Origin of the sequence: Shewanella sp. Isolate11 (assembly GCF_022398315.1) — a bacterium.
In the GTDB taxonomy this organism is placed as follows: Bacteria; Pseudomonadota; Gammaproteobacteria; order Enterobacterales; family Shewanellaceae; genus Shewanella.
Genome location: NZ_JAKEVF010000002.1, coordinates 147,762 through 165,250 on the forward strand (window position 1 = coordinate 147,762; position 17,489 = coordinate 165,250).

Consider the following 17,489-nt stretch of genomic DNA (forward strand, 5'->3'; position numbering starts at 1 on the left):
GCTTTAGCCTAAAGGATAAATGCGTATAATGGCGTTGAGCAATTAAAGTTTAGCGCCATTATTATTTGATAATATTATGATTTTTAAATTCTATCTTCATATAAACTATCAGCAATTTCTCGATTATTACCAAGGCCATGCTAATAAAGTGGAAGTGGTAGAACAGGGTGGAAAAACCTTGTTGATCCATGCACGTCATTTTAGACCTTTTTTAACTTCGGCTGGTTTATCGGGGCAATTTCAATTAACCCTCGACACTTCTGGTCAATTTCAATCCTTAGTCCGACTGGCTTAATTAGAGTTAATACTTCAAACGGTTGATTGTCTTTCTGCCGTTATTAATTTTGTGCGCCTAAAATATAATCTGCTGTTTATTATTGATTTTTTTATCCTCCTTTTAAGTCGTTAAAAAGATGTTGAAGATAATTTAAATCGATCGTTTGAAAAAGTGCATCAATTTTTACTTAAGTGCTCAAATAACAAGAAAATTTTCTCTCCATTTGCCTTGCTCATTAAAGATAAATCCTGTAACAATGGTGTTACCTGTACGCTAACAAGATGTTGGCTATCATTCCAATAACAAAGAATCCAGCAGGTTACGGAGAAGAGCTAAAATGAAAAACCTAAAAAATGGCTTTAACAAGTCAGCGCTTGCTTTGGGGATAGTTGCAGCGTTGAGTGTTGGAAGCTCTACAACGGTAAAAGCCGTGTCATTCGATTGGGGAGAAGTGCAAGGTTCGTTTGATTCAACATGGAGTGCTGGTGCAAGCTGGCGAGTTGAGGAACGTAACTGGGATGATCACATAGGGAAAGTGAATAATCCGCGCTTCGACTGGTCAAACTATTCAGCATTTAACAACACTAAATATACCTCGACAGAAATTTGGGCACAGCCTGGATCTTATTCGAGTAACGGTGACTTGAGTAACATGTTGTATTCTCAAGGTGATGTAACTTCCATGGTGTTTAAAGGGTTACATGAATTGTCGTTAAAATATGAAAACTTTGGTCTATTTGCCCGCGGCATGTATTTTTATGATCAAAAAGCCAATAACGGCAGTTATGGTTACAGCGACCCTATCACTGGTAAAGAGTACGATCCTTGTGAGGATTCCGATGCTTCTAAAGTTCAGTGTAAAGATGTGAGACTGTTAGATGCCTTTGTTTATGGTGACTTTGATTTTAATGATGGGGCTAATCCCTTCAGTATTCGCGTAGGTAATCAAGTGGTTTCTTGGGGCGAAAGTACCTTGATCCCTCACGGTATTGGCGTGATTAATCCTGTAGATTTGAATATTCTCAATGCACCGGGTGCTGAGTTAAAAGAAGCATTTAGACCTCAGGGTATGGTGTGGGCTTCTTTGGGAGTCACCGATTCTTTGTCTGTGGAAGCTTTTTACCAATATGATTGGGAGCCAATCTGGATCCCGACTCCGGGTTCTTACTTTTCTACTAATGATTTTGCCGGTTATGGCGGTTACAACCAAAATGCTCAGCTAGGTTTTAATGCTAACCCGGACATCAATTTAGATTTCTTAATTTCTGAATATCAGAACCTGGCTGCCATGGTGGCTTCGGGGCAATATGATGCTGCGACCTTGGGGTCATTGGCTTTAGCTTATCCTACAAAGGCAACCTTGGTTGAAGATCAAGCCAGTGCCAGTAATTCGGGTCAATACGGTATCAAGTTAGGTTATTACGCGCCTGAGCTAGGTGAAACCGAATTTGGTTTGTACTACATGAATTATCATAGCCGTCGTCCGTTGATCAGTGGTACGGCCTCTAATTTTACTGCACAAGCTATCGGTAACGATCTTGCTACGCTCGGCATGATTGGCGCTACAGGTGGCACTATTGACCGTGAAACCTTACTTGGATTAGAAACTTTCTCTAAAGCCCAAATTGAATACCCTGAAGATATCAAGCTTTATGGCTTCAGTTTCAATACATTAATTGGTGATACTTCTGTGGCGGGTGAGATTGCTCATCGTCAAGATGAACCTTTGCAAATTGATGATGTTGAATTGCTTTTCGCAGCGATGCCACAACAGTTAGCGAATGCCGGCTTACGTCCTGATTTGGATGGCATATCTCAGGTTAAAGGTATTGGGTCTGGTGATGCTGCTGAAGGTTATATTCGCCTTGATACCACTCAAGCACAGGTGACATTCACTCATCTATTTGGCCCAACCTGGGGCATGAGTAACCTAGTGATGTTGGCAGAAGTCGGTGGGGTATGGATCCATGACATGCCAGACTTTGATGAGCTAAGACTCAATGGTCCTGGTACTGGCCGCTCAGGTGGAAACCCAGCTATGCCGGGGATTATCCAGGGGATCCATAATGGGCTTGAGACCAATCCTTTCCCAACGGATTTTGCTTGGGGATATCGTCTAGTGGCTAAAGCCGACTACAACAATTTATTTGCCGGTGTAAACATGTCACCGCGTATCATTTTTTCGCATGATGTTGACGGCATCACACCTGATCCTATGTTCCTGTTTACAGAAGGTAAGAAGTCTGTCGCGGTTGGAGTGAACTTTGATTATCAGAGCCGTTGGGGAGCCGATATCTCCTATAACTCTTTCTTCGGTGGCGTAGGCACAACTAATCAGATGTCTGATCGTGATTACGTGTCATTTAACGTCAAATATTCAATCTAATTCACAAGGACAATAACAAATGAAGAATTTAACAATATTGTCGGCCGCTGTGATTGTTGCGTTGACTGCGCCAGCAGCACTGGCAAAAGTTTCACCTGAAGAAGCAGCAAAGTTAGGCACAACATTAACGCCAATTGGGGCTGAGAAATCGGCCAATGCCGACGGTTCTATCCCCGCGTGGGATGGTGGGATCACTGAGGCTGTCGCTGGTTACAAGAAGGGAATGCATCATCCGGATCCGTTCCCGAACGATAAGATTGAATTTACCATTACTAATGCCAATAAGGATCAGTATAAAGATAATCTTACGGATGGTCAGCGTAAGTTATTTGAGCTTTACCCTGATACATTCAAGATGAATATCTATCAAACTCGTCGTAGTGCGTCAGTGCCACAGTTTGTCTATGATGCGACCAAAGCTAATGCGACTCGTGCCGAGTTGATAGCCGATGGTAATGGTTTATCTGGTGCATCTATCGGCATTCCGTTTCCTATCCCACAAAACGGTTTAGAGGCTATTTGGAATCACATCTTACGTTTTCGTGGTATAGACGTTGAAACTTCTCGTAGCCAGGCGGCACCCACGGCCAGTGGTAGTTACACCTTAGTTGAAACCTCCGAAGAGATCCGTTTCGAATACGCTCGTCCTGAAATGACTTTAGATAAGCTAAAAGAGTCAAATACCTTGTTCTATTTCAAACAGGTTGTGACCCAGCCTGCACGACTTGCAGGTACGGCACTGTTAGTGAAGGAAACCATGGATCAGGAGGCGTTACCACGTCAGGCATGGACCTATAATACAGGTCAGCGACGTGTTCGTAAGGCGCCAAATGTTGCGTTTGATACGCCAGGTACAGTGTCTGACGGTCTGCGTACCACGGATGATTTTGATATGTTTAATGGCTCGCCAGTTCGTTATAACTGGGAGCTGGTCGGTAAGAAGGAAATTTACATTCCTTATAATGACTACAAATTGCATTCAGATAAGCTGAAGTATGAACAAATCCTCAAACCTGGTCATGTTAATCCTGATTATGTTCGTTGGGAAAAACACCGCGTATGGGTGGTTAAAGCTCAGCTAAAAGAGGGGATGCGTCATATCTATAAGACACGTGTGTTCTATCTCGATGAAGACTCATGGCAGGTTTCGTTGACCGATATCTATGACAATCGTGATGAGCTATATCGTGTGGCGGTAGCTCATGGCATTAACTACTACGAAGTGCCAACGCATTGGACAACCTTAGAAGTGATTCATGATCTTCAATCGCGTCGTTATTTGGCGATGGGCTTAGACAATGAAGGCCGTATGTACGATTTCGATGCAAAACTGAGTGAGGCTAACTTTACTCCGGCCGCATTGAGACGTGCGGGTATTCGTTAATCACTACTTGCCGAGGGGCAACTTTGCCCCTCATTTCTATAAAGGAAGTTTGTATGTCGTTTAGCATGCTTCGGTTATTGCCTGTATCTCTTCTATTTTCTTCTTGTGCCTTTTCAGTAAATGCTGCAAATAATGACACGCAATTGCAGCCATTAGCAACGAGTGCGTTAGTGCTCGATATGGCAAATAAAGGGTCAACAGCAGTTGCCGTGGGTGAACGTGGTCACCTGTTTGTATTTCATCAAGGCTGGCAACAAAAGCCATCTCCAACAAAAGCCTTATTAACTAAGGTGAGCCTATTCAATGAGCAGTTAGGCTGGGCTGTGGGTCATGACTCAACAATTTTGCATACTCAAGATGCTGGTGAGAGTTGGCAAACACAAATGAGCTCTGCCGAAATGGAAAAACCATTGATGGATGTGCTGTTTTTCGATCAACAGCAAGGTATTGCTATCGGTGCTTATGGTTTGTTTTATCGGACGTTAAATGGCGGACAAAGCTGGCAGCAAGAGTTTCATGGCGAACTGCTCTATGAAGAAGATATTGCTTACCTTGAAGAGTTAAAGGCCGAAGATGAGCAGTTATATCTGAGTGAACGCAGCATGTTACTGCCGCATTTCAACCGCGTTGTTCAACTCAATGAGCAGCGTTTATTGATGGTTGGCGAACTCGGGTTAGCTGCAATGTCTGAGGATTTGGGGAAGACATGGCAACGCATTGAGTTTCCTTATGATGGCTCTCTTTTCAATATCTTAGTCGCAAAACAAGGCATTTATGTCATGGGGCTTAGAGGTCACTTGTTCAAGAGTGAAGGCGATCTCGATGACTGGCAGACTATTGAATTGCCTATCGAGTCTAGTCTGAATGGCGGATTGGTACTTGATGATGAGCGGATCAGATTAGTGGGTAACGCGGGTGTCGTTATTGATGTTTATGCCGACGATTCAGTCAAGATGGTTGAGCAGCGTCAAGGGGAAAACCTGGTGGCAATCAACCAAACTAGTGATGGCAAGCAATGGCTTGTGGGTAGCAAAGGTTTTATCGAACTAAATCAACAACAAAAACTAAAACAAGATCAATAAGGCCCATACATGTTAGATAGATTAGTCAATGGAATCGAGTCGTTTCTTTTCAGGCAGCGTGGCTTGGTCATCTTTGCTTTTGTTGTTACGACAATATTTTTAGCGTTTCAAGCCAGTCAGTTAAAGATGGATGCGGCGTTTGTTAAAAATATTCCGCTAAATCACAGTTATATGAAAACCTATTTGAAGCATCAAAAGCAATTTGGTGGGGCAAATAGCATTATGGTGGCCGTTGAAGACACCAGTGGTAATATTTTTAACGCTAACTTTTTCGACACTTTAAAGCAGGTTCATGATCAACTGTTTTTTATTCCGGGTGTTGATAGGGCGCAGGTTAAGTCTCTGTATTCACCATCTACTCGATTCACTGAAGTGGTAGAAGACGGCTTTGCCGGTGGCCCAGTCATTCCGGCGAACTTCACCACGACCCCCGAAGGATTAGAGGTGGTTCGCAGTAATATCGAAAAGGCGGGGATCGTTGGTCGATTAATTGCTGAAGATTACTCTGCTGCAATGGTTTCGGCGCAACTGATGGATTTTGATCCGCAAACCGGAGAGTCATTAGATACCTTAGCCTTCGCTGAGCAACTTGAAAAAGAGCTCCGCGAACAATATGAAAACGATAATATCAAAATTCATATTATTGGCTTTGCGAAGATGGCCGGTGATGTCGCCGAAGGCGCGAAAGGCGTGGTGCTATTTTTCCTGATAGCCATAGTGATCACCGCCGTGATGGTTTATCTTTTTTCTAAATCCATCATGTTAACGGCACTGCTATTGAGTTGTAGTTTGGTGGCGGTAATCTGGCAACTCGGCTTGTTGACAGTCGTGGGATTTGGTTTAGATCCCATGTCGATTCTGATCCCTTTTTTGGTCTTTGCTATCGGTGTGAGTCATGGCGTGCAGGTGATCAATGCCGTGCGTCGTAGAGTCGGAGAGGGCGAGACCACAAAATCGGCAGCCGCGTTAGCTTTTCGTAGTCTGTTAATCCCTGGTGGCATCGCTTTATTATCCGATACGGTCGGTTTTTTAACCTTACTCGCTATCGATATTGGCATTATCAGAGAGCTAGCTATTTCGGCTTCTCTGGGGGTTGCGGTGATCATCTTAACCAATTTGGTGTTGCTGCCACTGCTTATCTCCTATACCCAAGTGAAACCGCTGACAGCTAAAAAAGACAGTAAGATTGATAAGTTGTGGTTAGTTTTATCTTCGTTTGCCACGCCAAAATATGCTGTCGTTGTGGTGGTGGTGACTGTAATGCTTTATGGGCTAGGGCTTCAACAAGCGAATAAGATGCAAATAGGTGATCTGCAAGGCGGGGCGCCAGCGTTGCATTTCGATAGTCGTTACAACCAAGATACTTTCTTTATTACTGACCACTTCTCTGTGACCACAGATGTGATGACCATTATTGTCGAGGCGTTCCCTGAGGCTTGTACTTATCATGATGTTTTGATGAAAGTGGATGAGTTTGAGTGGCAGGTGTCAAATACGCCGGGTGTTGAGTCGACAGCCAGTCTAGCTTCGGTAGCTAAACGAGTTAATGCCGGATTCAACGAAGGCAATCCTAAGTGGCAGATTTTACCGCGAACTACTGCGAGTTTAGTGCAAGCAGTTGGTCAAATACCAACCACTTCTGGCTTACTTAACAGCGATTGCTCTGTGATGCCTGTCTATCTGTTTTTGAAAGATCATAAGGCCGAAACCATAGAGCTGGTGATCGCTAAGGTTAAGTCGCTGGCAGCAACAATGGATACCGACAAGATGACCTTTAAGTTGGCATCGGGTCCGGTTGGGGTTATGGCAGCAACGAACGAAGCGGTTGAGTCGGCTCAGTTACCTATGATGTTGTATGTTTATGGTGCCGTATTTGTGCTTTGTTTGGTCAGCTTCCGCTCAATCAGAGCTACCGTCGCCGTAATACTCCCTTTATACGTGGTTTCTACGCTGGCTCAAGCATTAATGACTCAGCTCGATATTGGCCTCGCGGTTAGCACTTTGCCTGTGATCGCGTTAGGTGTAGGTATTGGTGTCGATTATGGTATCTATATCTTATCGACTATGGCGCTTAAACTTCGTAGCGGTATGCCTGTTCAACAAGCCTACCATCAAGCTTTGATTGAGCGTGGTAGCGCGGTGATCTTTACTGGATTAACCTTAGCTATTGGTGTCAGTACCTGGTTCTTTTCGGCCCTTAAGTTCCAAATGGATATGGGGATTTTGCTGACCTTTATGTTTTTAGTGAATATGTTAGGGGCAATAATTATTTTGCCTGCGTTAGGGGCTCTTTTTTGGCGAAACGCAAGGTAGTAATACAACTGGAGAGCTAAGGCTCTCCTTTTTTTTGCATAAAAAAGCTATCTTAACGATTGTTTTTTCATCATTGCTGAAAATGCTGCGTCAGAACTGAGATTCAGGAGGATCTACCACTAAAATATTTCTCGAAATATGGCAGATTTAGTAATAAACTTCGCGCATGAACTCGGTCGGACTTTATCGACCGAGATATCACTTAAGCATCCAAAAATAAAAAATAAAGTGCTGCCATAGACCTAAAGGAAACTGCAACATGGCCTTGAAAGATGCAATGCCTTCAGTACTACTTGAAAATGTAGTCAACCTGATCCATTCCAAAGTCCCCAATTCACAAGCAAAGCAAGTTGAGCAGTTCGCAACGAGCATTTATGCCCATATGTCAAAGGACGATTTACACGCACGCAATGATAGTGACCTGTATGGTGCGGTTTTAAGTCTTTGGAATGTGGCTAACAAGACTCCAGTAGGCGAGACTCATATTCGCGTATTTAACCCAAGCCAATCTAAGCATGGCTGGAAGTCATCACACTCAATTATTGAAGTGATTAGTCCTGACATGCCTTTCCTTGTAGATTCTTTAGGCATGGCGTTAAATCGTATGGGTATTACGACCCATATGATGCTACACACTCCACTGACGGTGAAACGTGAAAAGGATGAAATCGTTTATGTCAGTTATGGTGATGACAAAGATGAATCTTCAGATAAAGTGGCAGTATTTTTAATTGAGATAGACCGTCTTAGCAGTGAAGCGGATATCAAGAGTTTAGAGAAAGAGATTGCTTCAGTTTTGGGAGATGTTTCAGCCTCAGTTCATGACTGGCAGGCAATGTCTGACAAGTTAAAAGCGACCATTAAAGAGTTAGATAAGCGTCCATTCCCTGGTGAAAGGTCCGAGTTAGAAGAAGCGATTAACTTCCTAACTTATCTTAATAATCATCATTTTACCTTATTGGGCTATCGCCGTTATCACCTTAACAAGGTTGAGGGCGATTTAGAGTTAGTGCCAGATAATGACACTAGCCTAGGTTTAATGAATGTGCCGGGTAAGCCAAAGTCTGATAAAGGATTGATGTTATCGACTCTGTCACAAAGTGCCCGTAAAGAAGCATTAGATAAGAGCTTATTGATTCTCACTAAGAGCAGCGAAAAGAGTCGAGTACATCGTCCTGCTTATGTGGATTATATTGGTATTAAGCGTTTCGATAAGAAAGGTAATGTGATTGGCGAAGACCGCTTTATCGGCCTGTATGCGTCAAACCTCTATAATCGTAGCCCACGTGAAATTCCATTATTGGCGGAAAAAATTCAGCGTGTATTAGATGATTCTGGATTAACGCCGCGTTCGCACGATTACAAAGCCTTATTGCACATTCTTGAAACCTTACCACGTGATGAAATCATTCAGGCTCGTGAAGCAGAGCTTGCTAGTATGGCTCGCGGTGTGCTTGAAATGCAAGAACGCGACAAACTTAAGCTGTTTGTCCGTAAAGATGGGTTTGGCCGTTTCATCTCTTGCCTAGTGTATGTATCTAAAGATAGATATAACACCAAGTTACGTGAAGATACTCAGCGTATTTTGGCGCAGCACTTTAACAGTACTGCCGATGTTGAGTTCACTACTTATTTCTCTGAGTCGACACTAGCGCGTACTCATTACATTGTTAAAGTTGATAATAATAATACGGATGTCGATGTGGCAGCGATCGAAAATAATCTTATTGAAGCGGCGCGTTCATGGGAAGATAAACTCAGCAGCGCATTGATTTCAGCGCAAGGCGAAGAGACGGGCAATCACCTGGTTAAACGTTTTGTTAATGCTTTCCCACGTAGCTACAAAGAAGATGTATTACCCAGTTCTGCCGTGGTCGATGTTGAACATCTTGAAGCCTTAGATGATGCCCACAAACTTGGGATGTTGTTCTATCAACCGCAAGAAACTGCGCTAAAAGACAATAAAGTTAGACTGAAGTTATTCCATAAAGATGAGCCTATTCATCTATCTGATGTTTTACCTATGTTGGAAAACTTCGGTTTACGCGTGATTAACGAGCGTCCATACGAAGTTAAAACCGCCGATGGTGCAACGTTCTGGATCCTTGATTTCTTAATGACAGTCCAAGGTGCTGCGGTGGATAATCTGGCTGATAGCCAAGATCGTTTCCAGACGGCATTGTCACAAGTGTGGAATAAAGAGCTGGAAGATGATGGCTTTAACCGTCTAGTTCTAGCAACTGGGCTATCAGGCCGTGAGGTGTCTGTGCTGCGTGCTTATGCCAAGTATATGCGTCAAATTGATGCGACTTTCAGCCAAGCATATATTGAAGAAACCTTCAGCAGCTATCCTCAGATCGCCGACTTATTGGTGAAGATGTTTATTCGTAAGTTCAACCCTAAGCTGAAGACACGTACTTTAGTGAAGTTTGTTGAACAGATTGAACTGCGTCTTGACGAGGTGTCTAGTCTCGATGATGACCGTATTATTCGCCGCTATTTAGATTTGATAAACGCGACATTACGAACCAACTTCTACCAAACGCTAGAAGTGGGTCGCAACAAGCCGTATATCTCATTCAAGTTCCTGCCCTCTGATATTCCAGAGATGCCACGCCCGTTGCCTAAGTTTGAGATTTTTGTTTACTCTCCGCGTGTGGAAGGGGTTCATCTTCGTGGCGGTAAAGTCGCTCGTGGTGGCTTGCGCTGGTCTGATCGTCGTGAAGATTTCCGTACTGAAGTATTGGGCTTAGTTAAAGCGCAACAAGTTAAAAATACTGTCATTGTGCCAGTGGGTGCAAAAGGTGGTTTTGTTTGTAAACAACTACCGACAGAAGGTGGCCGCGATGCGTTCTTCACCGAAGGTCAGGAATGTTACCGTCTGTTTATCCGTGGTCTGTTAGATATTTCAGATAACATCATCGAAGGCGAAGTGGTACCGCCAGTGAACGTGGTTCGCCATGATGAAGATGATCCTTATTTGGTGGTTGCTGCCGATAAAGGCACCGCGACCTTCTCTGATATCGCCAACGCGATTTCTGAAGAGTATGGATTCTGGTTGGGCGATGCTTTTGCTTCTGGTGGCAGTAACGGTTATGACCATAAGAAGATGGGCATCACGGCGCGTGGTGCGTGGGAGTCGGTTAAGCGTCATTTCCGTGAAATTGGTATCGATTGCCAAACCACAGATTTCACCTGTCTAGCTATCGGTGATATGGCGGGCGATGTATTCGGTAATGGTATGTTGCTGTCTGAACACACTCGTCTGGTAACAGCTTTCAACCATCTTCATATTTTTATTGACCCAACGCCTGATGCAGCGACAAGTTATAAAGAGCGAGCGCGTTTGTTCGAATTACCACGTTCAAGCTGGGAAGATTACAATAAAGATCTAATTTCTAAGGGCGGTGGAATCTTCTCTCGCTCGGCGAAATCAATCACCTTAACTCCAGAAATCAAGAAGATGCTTGATACCAAGAAAGCATCAATGACACCCAATGAGCTGCTTAAAGAGCTGCTTAAAATGAAGGTTGATCTGCTTTGGAACGGTGGTATTGGTACTTATGTTAAAGCAAGCCGCGAAACCCATGCTGAAGTTGGCGACCGTGCTAACGACGTGCTGCGTGTTAATGGTAATGAAGTGCAGGCGCGTATCATAGGAGAGGGCGGTAACTTAGGCTGTACTCAACTGGGTCGTATCGAATATGCGGCCAATGGCGGCCGCATGAATACCGACTTTGTCGATAACGTGGGTGGTGTTGACTGTTCAGATAATGAAGTAAATATCAAAATCTTGCTCAATGCGTTAGTGGCAGAAGGTGAGATGACCATCAAGCAACGTAACCGCCTATTAGTGGATATGACTGACGAAGTGAGTCGTATCGTACTACAAGATTGTAAGGATCAAACTCGCACTATTTCTGTGACTCAAGTTGGTGGAGCGGAGCAACTCAAAGAGCAGATCCGTTTTATTCACTACCTTGAGAAAGAGGATAAGCTAGATAGAGCGTTAGAATTCTTGCCAACCGATGATGAATTAGCTGAACGTTTAGCGAACGGCAAGCCGCTAACACGACCAGAGTTATCTGTGTTGGTCGCTTATGCCAAGATGGTGCTTAAAGAGCAGCTATTAACGCCGGAAATTACCGATGACCCCTTCTTGAGTCAACTACTGATTGAGTATTTCCCTCGTCAATTACAGCAGAAATACACTGAGCGTATGGTGAACCATCCACTGCGTGCCGAGATCATTGCCACGTCGTTAGCTAATGAATTGGTTAATGATATGGGTCTTAATTTTGTTCAGCGTATGCAAGATGAGACAGGTGCCTCAGTTGCCGAAGCAGCCATCTGCTACACTATGGCTCGCGAAGTGTTTGGTTTAGCTGATTTAACACATTCAATCACCGCACTTAACGGTATTATTCCTGCTGTGGTTCAAGGTGAGATGTTACATCAGTTGCGCCGCAATCTTCGCCGTGCTTGTCGTTGGTTCTTACGTCACCGTAATCGCAACCAAGGCATTGAGCAAACCGTTGCTTTCTTCAGCCCAGTATTTAATGCACTTCGTCAGAATGTACATCAGTATCTGGTTGAAGACGAAGTTAATGGTATTAAAGTTGAAATCGATGCGTTAATAAAAGAGGGTGTTCCTCAAGAGGTTGCTACCGACGTAGCCAACATGAGCACGCTGTTCTCAGCATTAGATATCTCGCAAATTGCTCAACTTGAAGATAAGCCAGTAGCTTTGGTTGCTGAAACTTATTACAAGTTAGGCGCAAAGGTTGATTTGCATTGGTTCCTTGAACAAATCAGCGCACAACCTGTTGCTAACCACTGGCAAGCATTGGCAAGAGCCGCATTTAGAGAAGAGCTTGATTGGCAACAACGCTCACTGAGTTCAGTGGTATTGCGTACTTGCACATCAAGTTGCGATGCAGAAACTATCATCGCACAGTGGATCGAATCCAATCAGGGCTTATTGGAGAGGTGGTTCCATATGCTTGCAGACTTTAAGACCTCGCAAACTCATGAGTTTGCTAAGTTCTCAGTCGCATTACGTGAGCTGAATTTATTGATTCTTCATTGTGAAGGTCAATCGTAAAATTTATAATATTAAAAGCCCTGGCAATTGCCGGGGCTTTTTTTCGGTCTAGGAGAGAGCATGTTTTATAAAATCGCACAAAAAGTCATGTTTCAGATGGATCCTGAGAAGGCCCATAATTTGGCTATCAGCAGTCTGAAATCTACCTCTAATTCACCTCTGGACTGCTTTTATGCGCAAAAGTTTGATCCTGCACCGGTAGAGTTTATGGGGCTGACCTTTCCAAACCCTGTGGGTTTAGCGGCCGGGATGGATAAAGATGGTGAATGTATTGATGCTTTTCATGCCATGGGTTTTGGTCACATCGAAGTCGGTACAGTAACTCCAAGACCACAACCTGGTAATGACAAGCCACGACTATTTAGATTAAAACCCGCTAAAGCGATTATTAATCGCATGGGCTTTAACAATAAAGGTGTCGATAGTCTAGTTGCTCACCTCAAAGCGGCAAAATCGGGGGCAATGGTCGGCGTCAATATTGGCAAGAATAAAGACACGCCAGTAGAAGAGGGTAAGGAAGATTATCTTATCTGTATGGATAAAGTGTATCCTTATGCCGCTTATATTGCGGTAAATATCTCTTCGCCAAACACACCTGGTTTACGCTCTTTACAGTATGGCGATCTGTTAGATGATCTATTAGGATCACTTAAAGCCAAGCAAAAAGATCTTGCTAAGAAACATGGAAAGTATGTGCCGATCGCGTTGAAAATTGCACCAGATCTATCAGCTGAAGAGATTGAGAAGATTGCCGATTCGTTGATCCGTAATGAGTTTGATGGTGCTATTGCGACCAATACGACTTTGACTCGTGATGGTGTTAGCGGATTACTAAATTCCAATGAAGCTGGTGGGCTAAGTGGTAAGCCATTGAATTCATTGTCAACAAAAGTCATTAAGCAACTTGCAGATTGTTTAAAGGGTCAAATACCAATCTTAGGAGTAGGCGGAATTAATAGTGCCGCCGATGCATTGGATAAATTGGATGCCGGCGCGACTATGGTACAAATTTATTCTGGTTTTATTTATCGTGGTCCAGAATTGATCAAAGAGATCGTTGACGCTTACCGGGTGAGATAATCTATTTGATCTAAAACGATCGACTTATCCGATCGCGCGATCGCACTTAGATCGCGCATGATCCACTTAACATACTGTTATCTATAAGATAATTTTTAAAAATATTTTGATATTGGTTGAAATATCATCTATTATCGAGCTGTATTTACAGTAATAGGTACACGTTATGTTATTAATGCCACAAAGGGATTGGCAATGGATATATAACGACGCGTATGGTGTATTAAGCGTTTCGTTAGGTTCGGATATGGAATTTCTGACTCCCTACAAAATTAAAGCGCTCATTCCGGATGCACTGCAAGTGACGGAGTTTAGCGTCGATCACGCCAAATTCTATATCAGTTTTATCGAGCGCCTCGGTAAGTCTGTTAATGTTGCTGATGCTGTAAAAGTCCAGTTGGCACTCAACGCTACTGCTGCTTACTTCCTATTAAAGCCTCAAATGCCTAAGTCTTGGTTTTTTGATACTTCGGCAATTTGTGTTTATTCCGAGTTAGCTAAAGTGTTTCAATTACGCTGCCAAGGCGTTGATGTTGATGTCATGGTGATTGAAAGCAATATCCAAGCTTCTTTAGTGATGTTGCTGTCACCACAGTTAGCGCTTAATGACAGTAAGCTGCTGCATCAATTTGAATGTATTAAAGTGATGAATGATAGATTGCATCCAAGAAAAGTCAGTCGACAGATTGCTGCGGCTTAGTCGCAAGGGTAATTGTATCTAAAAGGAGCTTAGGCTCCTTTTTTGTTGCCTGAAATTTGTTTAGTGATCATTAGTAAAGAGAAGAGGGATGGTGTCTTTTTCGACGTATTATCAAACTGAATTATGGAACGTACTAAAATGTTTGAGGGTTTCGATTGGAATTACTAAAAAGAATTGGTTGCGGGAGCCGGATTTGAACCGACGACCTTCGGGTTATGAGCCCGACGAGCTACCAAACTGCTCCATCCCGCGTCCGAATTGAACTGAGTACCTATGTACCCTTTGTATGCGCTGTAGTTATTTGATTCTGTCTACAAAAGAATTGGTTGCGGGAGCCGGATTTGAACCGACGACCTTCGGGTTATGAGCCCGACGAGCTACCAAACTGCTCCATCCCGCGTCCGAATTGAATACTAATGTACTCATTTTGTACGCTGTAGTTATTTGATTCTGTCTACCAAAGAATTGGTTGCGGGAGCCGGATTTGAACCGACGACCTTCGGGTTATGAGCCCGACGAGCTACCAAACTGCTCCATCCCGCGTCCGTGCATTTGAATGAGTTGTTAATCAATCTCCTTCAAAGCGGGGCGAACTATATCTAGTTGATCCCTGCAATGCAAGCAAGTCTCGATATTATGCGACTGTTCGTTCATTAATCCGGCAAAATGTCGGCTTATTAAGCGTATAGGGAAATATATAACGGCTAATGGCTAGAACTTTTTATGTTTTATAACGAGGACAAGGTATAATGCCGGATTGATTTTTGAAGTGTGTTATTTCCCATGTTGAATTTTTTTGCTGCGGCCCCTCGAGGCTATGAATACGCGTTATCGCTGGAATTAGCCGAGCTTGGTGCCAGTGAAGTTAAAGAGAGCGTAGCGGGTGTTTATTTTTCTGCGCCGCTTGAATTAGCTTATCGCATCACCTTATGGTCTCGCCTTGCAAGTCGCATCATCATGGTGATCTATAAAGGCCCCTGCGAATCACCAGAGCAGCTCTATAATGCAGCCTATTGTATTGATTGGCAGACTCACTTCTCAAATAAGAGTAGTTTCAGCATCGATTTTCATGGTGTCGGTGGCTTTATTAAAAATTCTCAATTTGGTGCGTTAAAAGTTAAAGATGCCGTCGTAGACCGTTTTCGTGACGATGGCTGCGAACGTCCCAATGTAGCTCGCGTCGACGCAGATTTTAAAATTGATGCGCATTATCGTCGCGGACAAATCACTTTAGGGGTTAATTTCTCTGGCCCTGCATTACATCAACGTGGCTATCGCGCCACAACCGGTGAAGCGCCGCTCAAAGAAAATTTAGCGGCCAATATGCTGGTACGCAGCGGTTGGAAACAAGAGCCGCAAGATCTGCTCGACCCATTTTGTGGTAGCGGAACTATTTTGATTGAAGCGGCTATGATGGCCTGTGATATCGCTCCTGCACTTTATCGTACAAAATTTGGTTTCCAAAAGTGGTTACGTCATCAAGAAAGTGTGTGGCAAGAGTTGCTGGCAGAAGCAAAAGCGCGGGCTTCATTAGGCGTAAAACGCTGTGAAGTTAAGTTCTTTGGCTCAGATATCGATTCACGTTTAGTGGCTTTGGCCAAACGTAATGCACAAAATGCCGGCGTTGCTGAGCTGATTGAGTTTTCTGTTTCAAATGCACTAAATGTTAATCCACCCGTGGAGCAAGGGGTCTTAATCACCAACCCACCTTATGGTGAGCGTTTGGGGACTGTGACTGAACTGCTGCAGCTTTATTATCAATTGGGTGATAAGTTTAAGAGTGAGTTTGGTGGCTGGAAAATTGCTGTGCTCAACAGTGATATCGAATTATTGTCTGCATTAAAACTAAAAGCCGATAAGCAGATGAAGATGTTTAATGGTGCACTTGAGTGTGCTTTTAATCTTTATACTTTGCATGCCCAGAGTACCCGTCGTATTGAACCAAGCCAAGTATTGGCTCAAGGTGGTGAGATCAGCGAGGTTGCGGCGTCTTTTGCTAACCGAATTAAAAAGAACTACAAGCAGCTAAGTAAATGGGCAAAACGTGAAGGCATTGATAGCTATCGTCTTTATGATGCGGATATCCCTGAATACAATGTCGCGGTAGATAAGTATCTTGATTACTTGGTTATTCAAGAGTATTCGGCACCTAAAGCCATTCCTGAAGCTGTCACTAAACGCCGTTTAACCGATATTTTATTGGTATTGCCTAATGCCATTGGTGTCGAGCCAGATAAAATTATTCTTAAGACGCGAGAGCGTCAAAAGGGCAGTAATCAATATCAGAAGTTAGATGCAAAAAAACTTGAACTTAACACCATAGAATATGGCGCTAAGTTTAAACTGAATTTGCAAGATTACCTCGATACAGGCTTGTTCCTCGATCACCGTTTAACTCGCAAACTGGTTGGTGAAAAAGCTAAGGGCCGTTCGGTTCTTAACTTGTTTGCTTATACTGGTACGGCGTCAGTTCATGCGGCATTGGGTGGGGCTAAATCGGTGACGACGGTTGATATGTCCAATACCTATCTTAATTGGGCACAAGATAACTTTGCCCTAAATGGCTTATCTGGACGTCAATATCAGTTTATTCAGAGTGACTGTTTACAGTGGATTGCCGATTGCCAAGAAAAATACGATCTGATTTTTATCGATCCACCGACTTTTTCTAACTCTAAGCGCATGGAAGATTCGTTTGATGTTCAGCGTGATCATGTCGACCTGCTAACGGGATTAGTTAAACTGCTTAACCCTAATGGTGAAATCATTTTCTCTAACAATAAGCGTAAGTTTAAGATGGATAGCGAGGCGATCACGGCGTTAGGCTTTAAAGTGACTAACATTGATGATCAAACTTTGCCGCTGGATTACAAGCGTAATCCACAGATCCATAATACTTGGCTAATCACTCATGCCTAAGCTAAGTACTCAGCACGATAAGGCGTTTATCTTGTTTCACACCGAGGGCTGTCATTTGTGTGAACAGGCACAAGCCTTAATCGATAGTTTGGCCATGGAATATACAACACAAGATATTTGCGATATTGAATCTTTAGCCGAGCAGTACGGTATTCGTATTCCGGTTTTACTTCGCCAGCAAGATAACAGTGAACTTGGCTGGCCGTTCGATATCGAGCAATTAACACAATTTATGGGAGCTTAA

Annotated in this window: 10 protein-coding genes and 3 tRNA genes; 10 read left to right on the forward strand and 3 right to left on the reverse strand. The window is 43.4% G+C overall.

The genetic code is table 11. The annotated features are described in order from the left end of the window. The first annotated feature begins 76 nt into the window (after nt 1-76). The 8 genes from L1D21_RS05915 to L1D21_RS05950 all read left to right on the forward strand — a co-directional run bounded on the left by L1D21_RS05915 (nt 77) and on the right by L1D21_RS05950 (nt 14,326). Nucleotides 77-295 carry a DUF2835 domain-containing protein gene (locus L1D21_RS05915; RefSeq protein ID WP_239844339.1) on the forward strand — a complete coding sequence of 73 codons (219 nt, stop codon included), beginning with the start codon at nt 77-79 and terminating at the stop codon, nt 293-295. A 319-nt stretch (nt 296-614) separates the two neighbouring features. Next, nucleotides 615-2,663, forward strand: coding sequence for a DUF1302 domain-containing protein (locus L1D21_RS05920; protein ID WP_239844340.1), 2,049 nt, complete (start codon nt 615-617; stop codon nt 2,661-2,663). A 19-nt stretch (nt 2,664-2,682) separates the two neighbouring features. Continuing rightward, nucleotides 2,683-4,047, forward strand: a complete 1,365-nt coding sequence (locus tag L1D21_RS05925; protein ID WP_239844341.1) for a DUF1329 domain-containing protein — start codon at nt 2,683-2,685, stop codon at nt 4,045-4,047. Nucleotides 4,048-4,100: 53 nt separating this feature from the next. Beyond that, nucleotides 4,101-5,129, forward strand: a complete 1,029-nt coding sequence (locus tag L1D21_RS05930) for a YCF48-related protein (RefSeq protein ID WP_239844342.1) — start codon at nt 4,101-4,103, stop codon at nt 5,127-5,129. 9 nt (nt 5,130-5,138) lie between these two features. Further along, nucleotides 5,139-7,442 carry an MMPL family transporter gene (locus tag L1D21_RS05935; RefSeq protein ID WP_239844343.1) on the forward strand — a complete coding sequence of 768 codons (2,304 nt, stop codon included), beginning with the start codon at nt 5,139-5,141 and terminating at the stop codon, nt 7,440-7,442. 259 nt (nt 7,443-7,701) lie between these two features. Beyond that, nucleotides 7,702-12,546: an NAD-glutamate dehydrogenase gene (locus L1D21_RS05940; RefSeq protein ID WP_239844344.1), complete on the forward strand. Its 4,845-nt coding sequence runs from the start codon at nt 7,702-7,704 to the stop codon at nt 12,544-12,546. Between the two features lie 60 nt (nt 12,547-12,606). Next, nucleotides 12,607-13,626, forward strand: coding sequence for a quinone-dependent dihydroorotate dehydrogenase (gene pyrD, locus L1D21_RS05945; RefSeq protein ID WP_239844345.1), 1,020 nt, complete (start codon nt 12,607-12,609; stop codon nt 13,624-13,626). Nucleotides 13,627-13,792: 166 nt separating this feature from the next. Beyond that, nucleotides 13,793-14,326 (forward strand): cell division protein ZapC, encoded by a 534-nt coding sequence (locus L1D21_RS05950; RefSeq protein WP_239844346.1) that lies wholly within the window; start codon nt 13,793-13,795, stop codon nt 14,324-14,326. A 175-nt stretch (nt 14,327-14,501) separates the two neighbouring features. Here the strand turns inward: L1D21_RS05950 and L1D21_RS05955 are convergent. The 3 genes from L1D21_RS05955 to L1D21_RS05965 all read right to left on the reverse strand — a co-directional run bounded on the left by L1D21_RS05955 (nt 14,502) and on the right by L1D21_RS05965 (nt 14,869). Further along, nucleotides 14,502-14,578, reverse strand: a tRNA-Met gene (locus L1D21_RS05955). Nucleotides 14,579-14,649: 71 nt separating this feature from the next. Beyond that, nucleotides 14,650-14,726, reverse strand: a tRNA-Met gene (locus L1D21_RS05960). Between the two features lie 66 nt (nt 14,727-14,792). After that, nucleotides 14,793-14,869: transfer RNA gene (locus L1D21_RS05965), tRNA-Met, on the reverse strand. Nucleotides 14,870-15,109: 240 nt separating this feature from the next. On the opposite strand from L1D21_RS05965, the gene rlmKL reads away from it, so the two are divergent. Both rlmKL and L1D21_RS05975 read left to right on the forward strand, forming a co-directional pair. Continuing rightward, entirely contained in the window at nt 15,110-17,245 is a 2,136-nt protein-coding gene (gene rlmKL, locus L1D21_RS05970; RefSeq protein ID WP_239844347.1) for a bifunctional 23S rRNA (guanine(2069)-N(7))-methyltransferase RlmK/23S rRNA (guanine(2445)-N(2))-methyltransferase RlmL, read from the forward strand. Continuing rightward, nucleotides 17,238-17,489 carry a glutaredoxin family protein gene (locus L1D21_RS05975; RefSeq protein ID WP_239844348.1) on the forward strand — a complete coding sequence of 84 codons (252 nt, stop codon included), beginning with the start codon at nt 17,238-17,240 and terminating at the stop codon, nt 17,487-17,489. The genes rlmKL and L1D21_RS05975 overlap by 8 nt, the downstream gene beginning before the upstream one ends.

Bases quoted from the DNA above. Each gene is read 5' to 3' on its own strand.
- L1D21_RS05935 (WP_239844343.1), top strand. From the start codon at position 5,139: ATGTTAGATAGATTAGTCAATGGAATCGAGTCGTTTCTTTTCAGGCAG.
- L1D21_RS05920 (WP_239844340.1), top strand. From the start codon at position 615: ATGAAAAACCTAAAAAATGGCTTTAACAAGTCAGCGCTTGCTTTGGGG.
- L1D21_RS05940 (WP_239844344.1), top strand. From the start codon at position 7,702: ATGGCCTTGAAAGATGCAATGCCTTCAGTACTACTTGAAAATGTAGTC.
- L1D21_RS05950 (WP_239844346.1), top strand. From the start codon at position 13,793: ATGTTATTAATGCCACAAAGGGATTGGCAATGGATATATAACGACGCG.
- L1D21_RS05915 (WP_239844339.1), top strand. From the start codon at position 77: ATGATTTTTAAATTCTATCTTCATATAAACTATCAGCAATTTCTCGAT.
- pyrD (WP_239844345.1), top strand. From the start codon at position 12,607: ATGTTTTATAAAATCGCACAAAAAGTCATGTTTCAGATGGATCCTGAG.
- L1D21_RS05925 (WP_239844341.1), top strand. From the start codon at position 2,683: ATGAAGAATTTAACAATATTGTCGGCCGCTGTGATTGTTGCGTTGACT.
- L1D21_RS05930 (WP_239844342.1), top strand. From the start codon at position 4,101: ATGTCGTTTAGCATGCTTCGGTTATTGCCTGTATCTCTTCTATTTTCT.
- rlmKL (WP_239844347.1), top strand. From the start codon at position 15,110: ATGTTGAATTTTTTTGCTGCGGCCCCTCGAGGCTATGAATACGCGTTA.
- L1D21_RS05975 (WP_239844348.1), top strand. From the start codon at position 17,238: ATGCCTAAGCTAAGTACTCAGCACGATAAGGCGTTTATCTTGTTTCAC.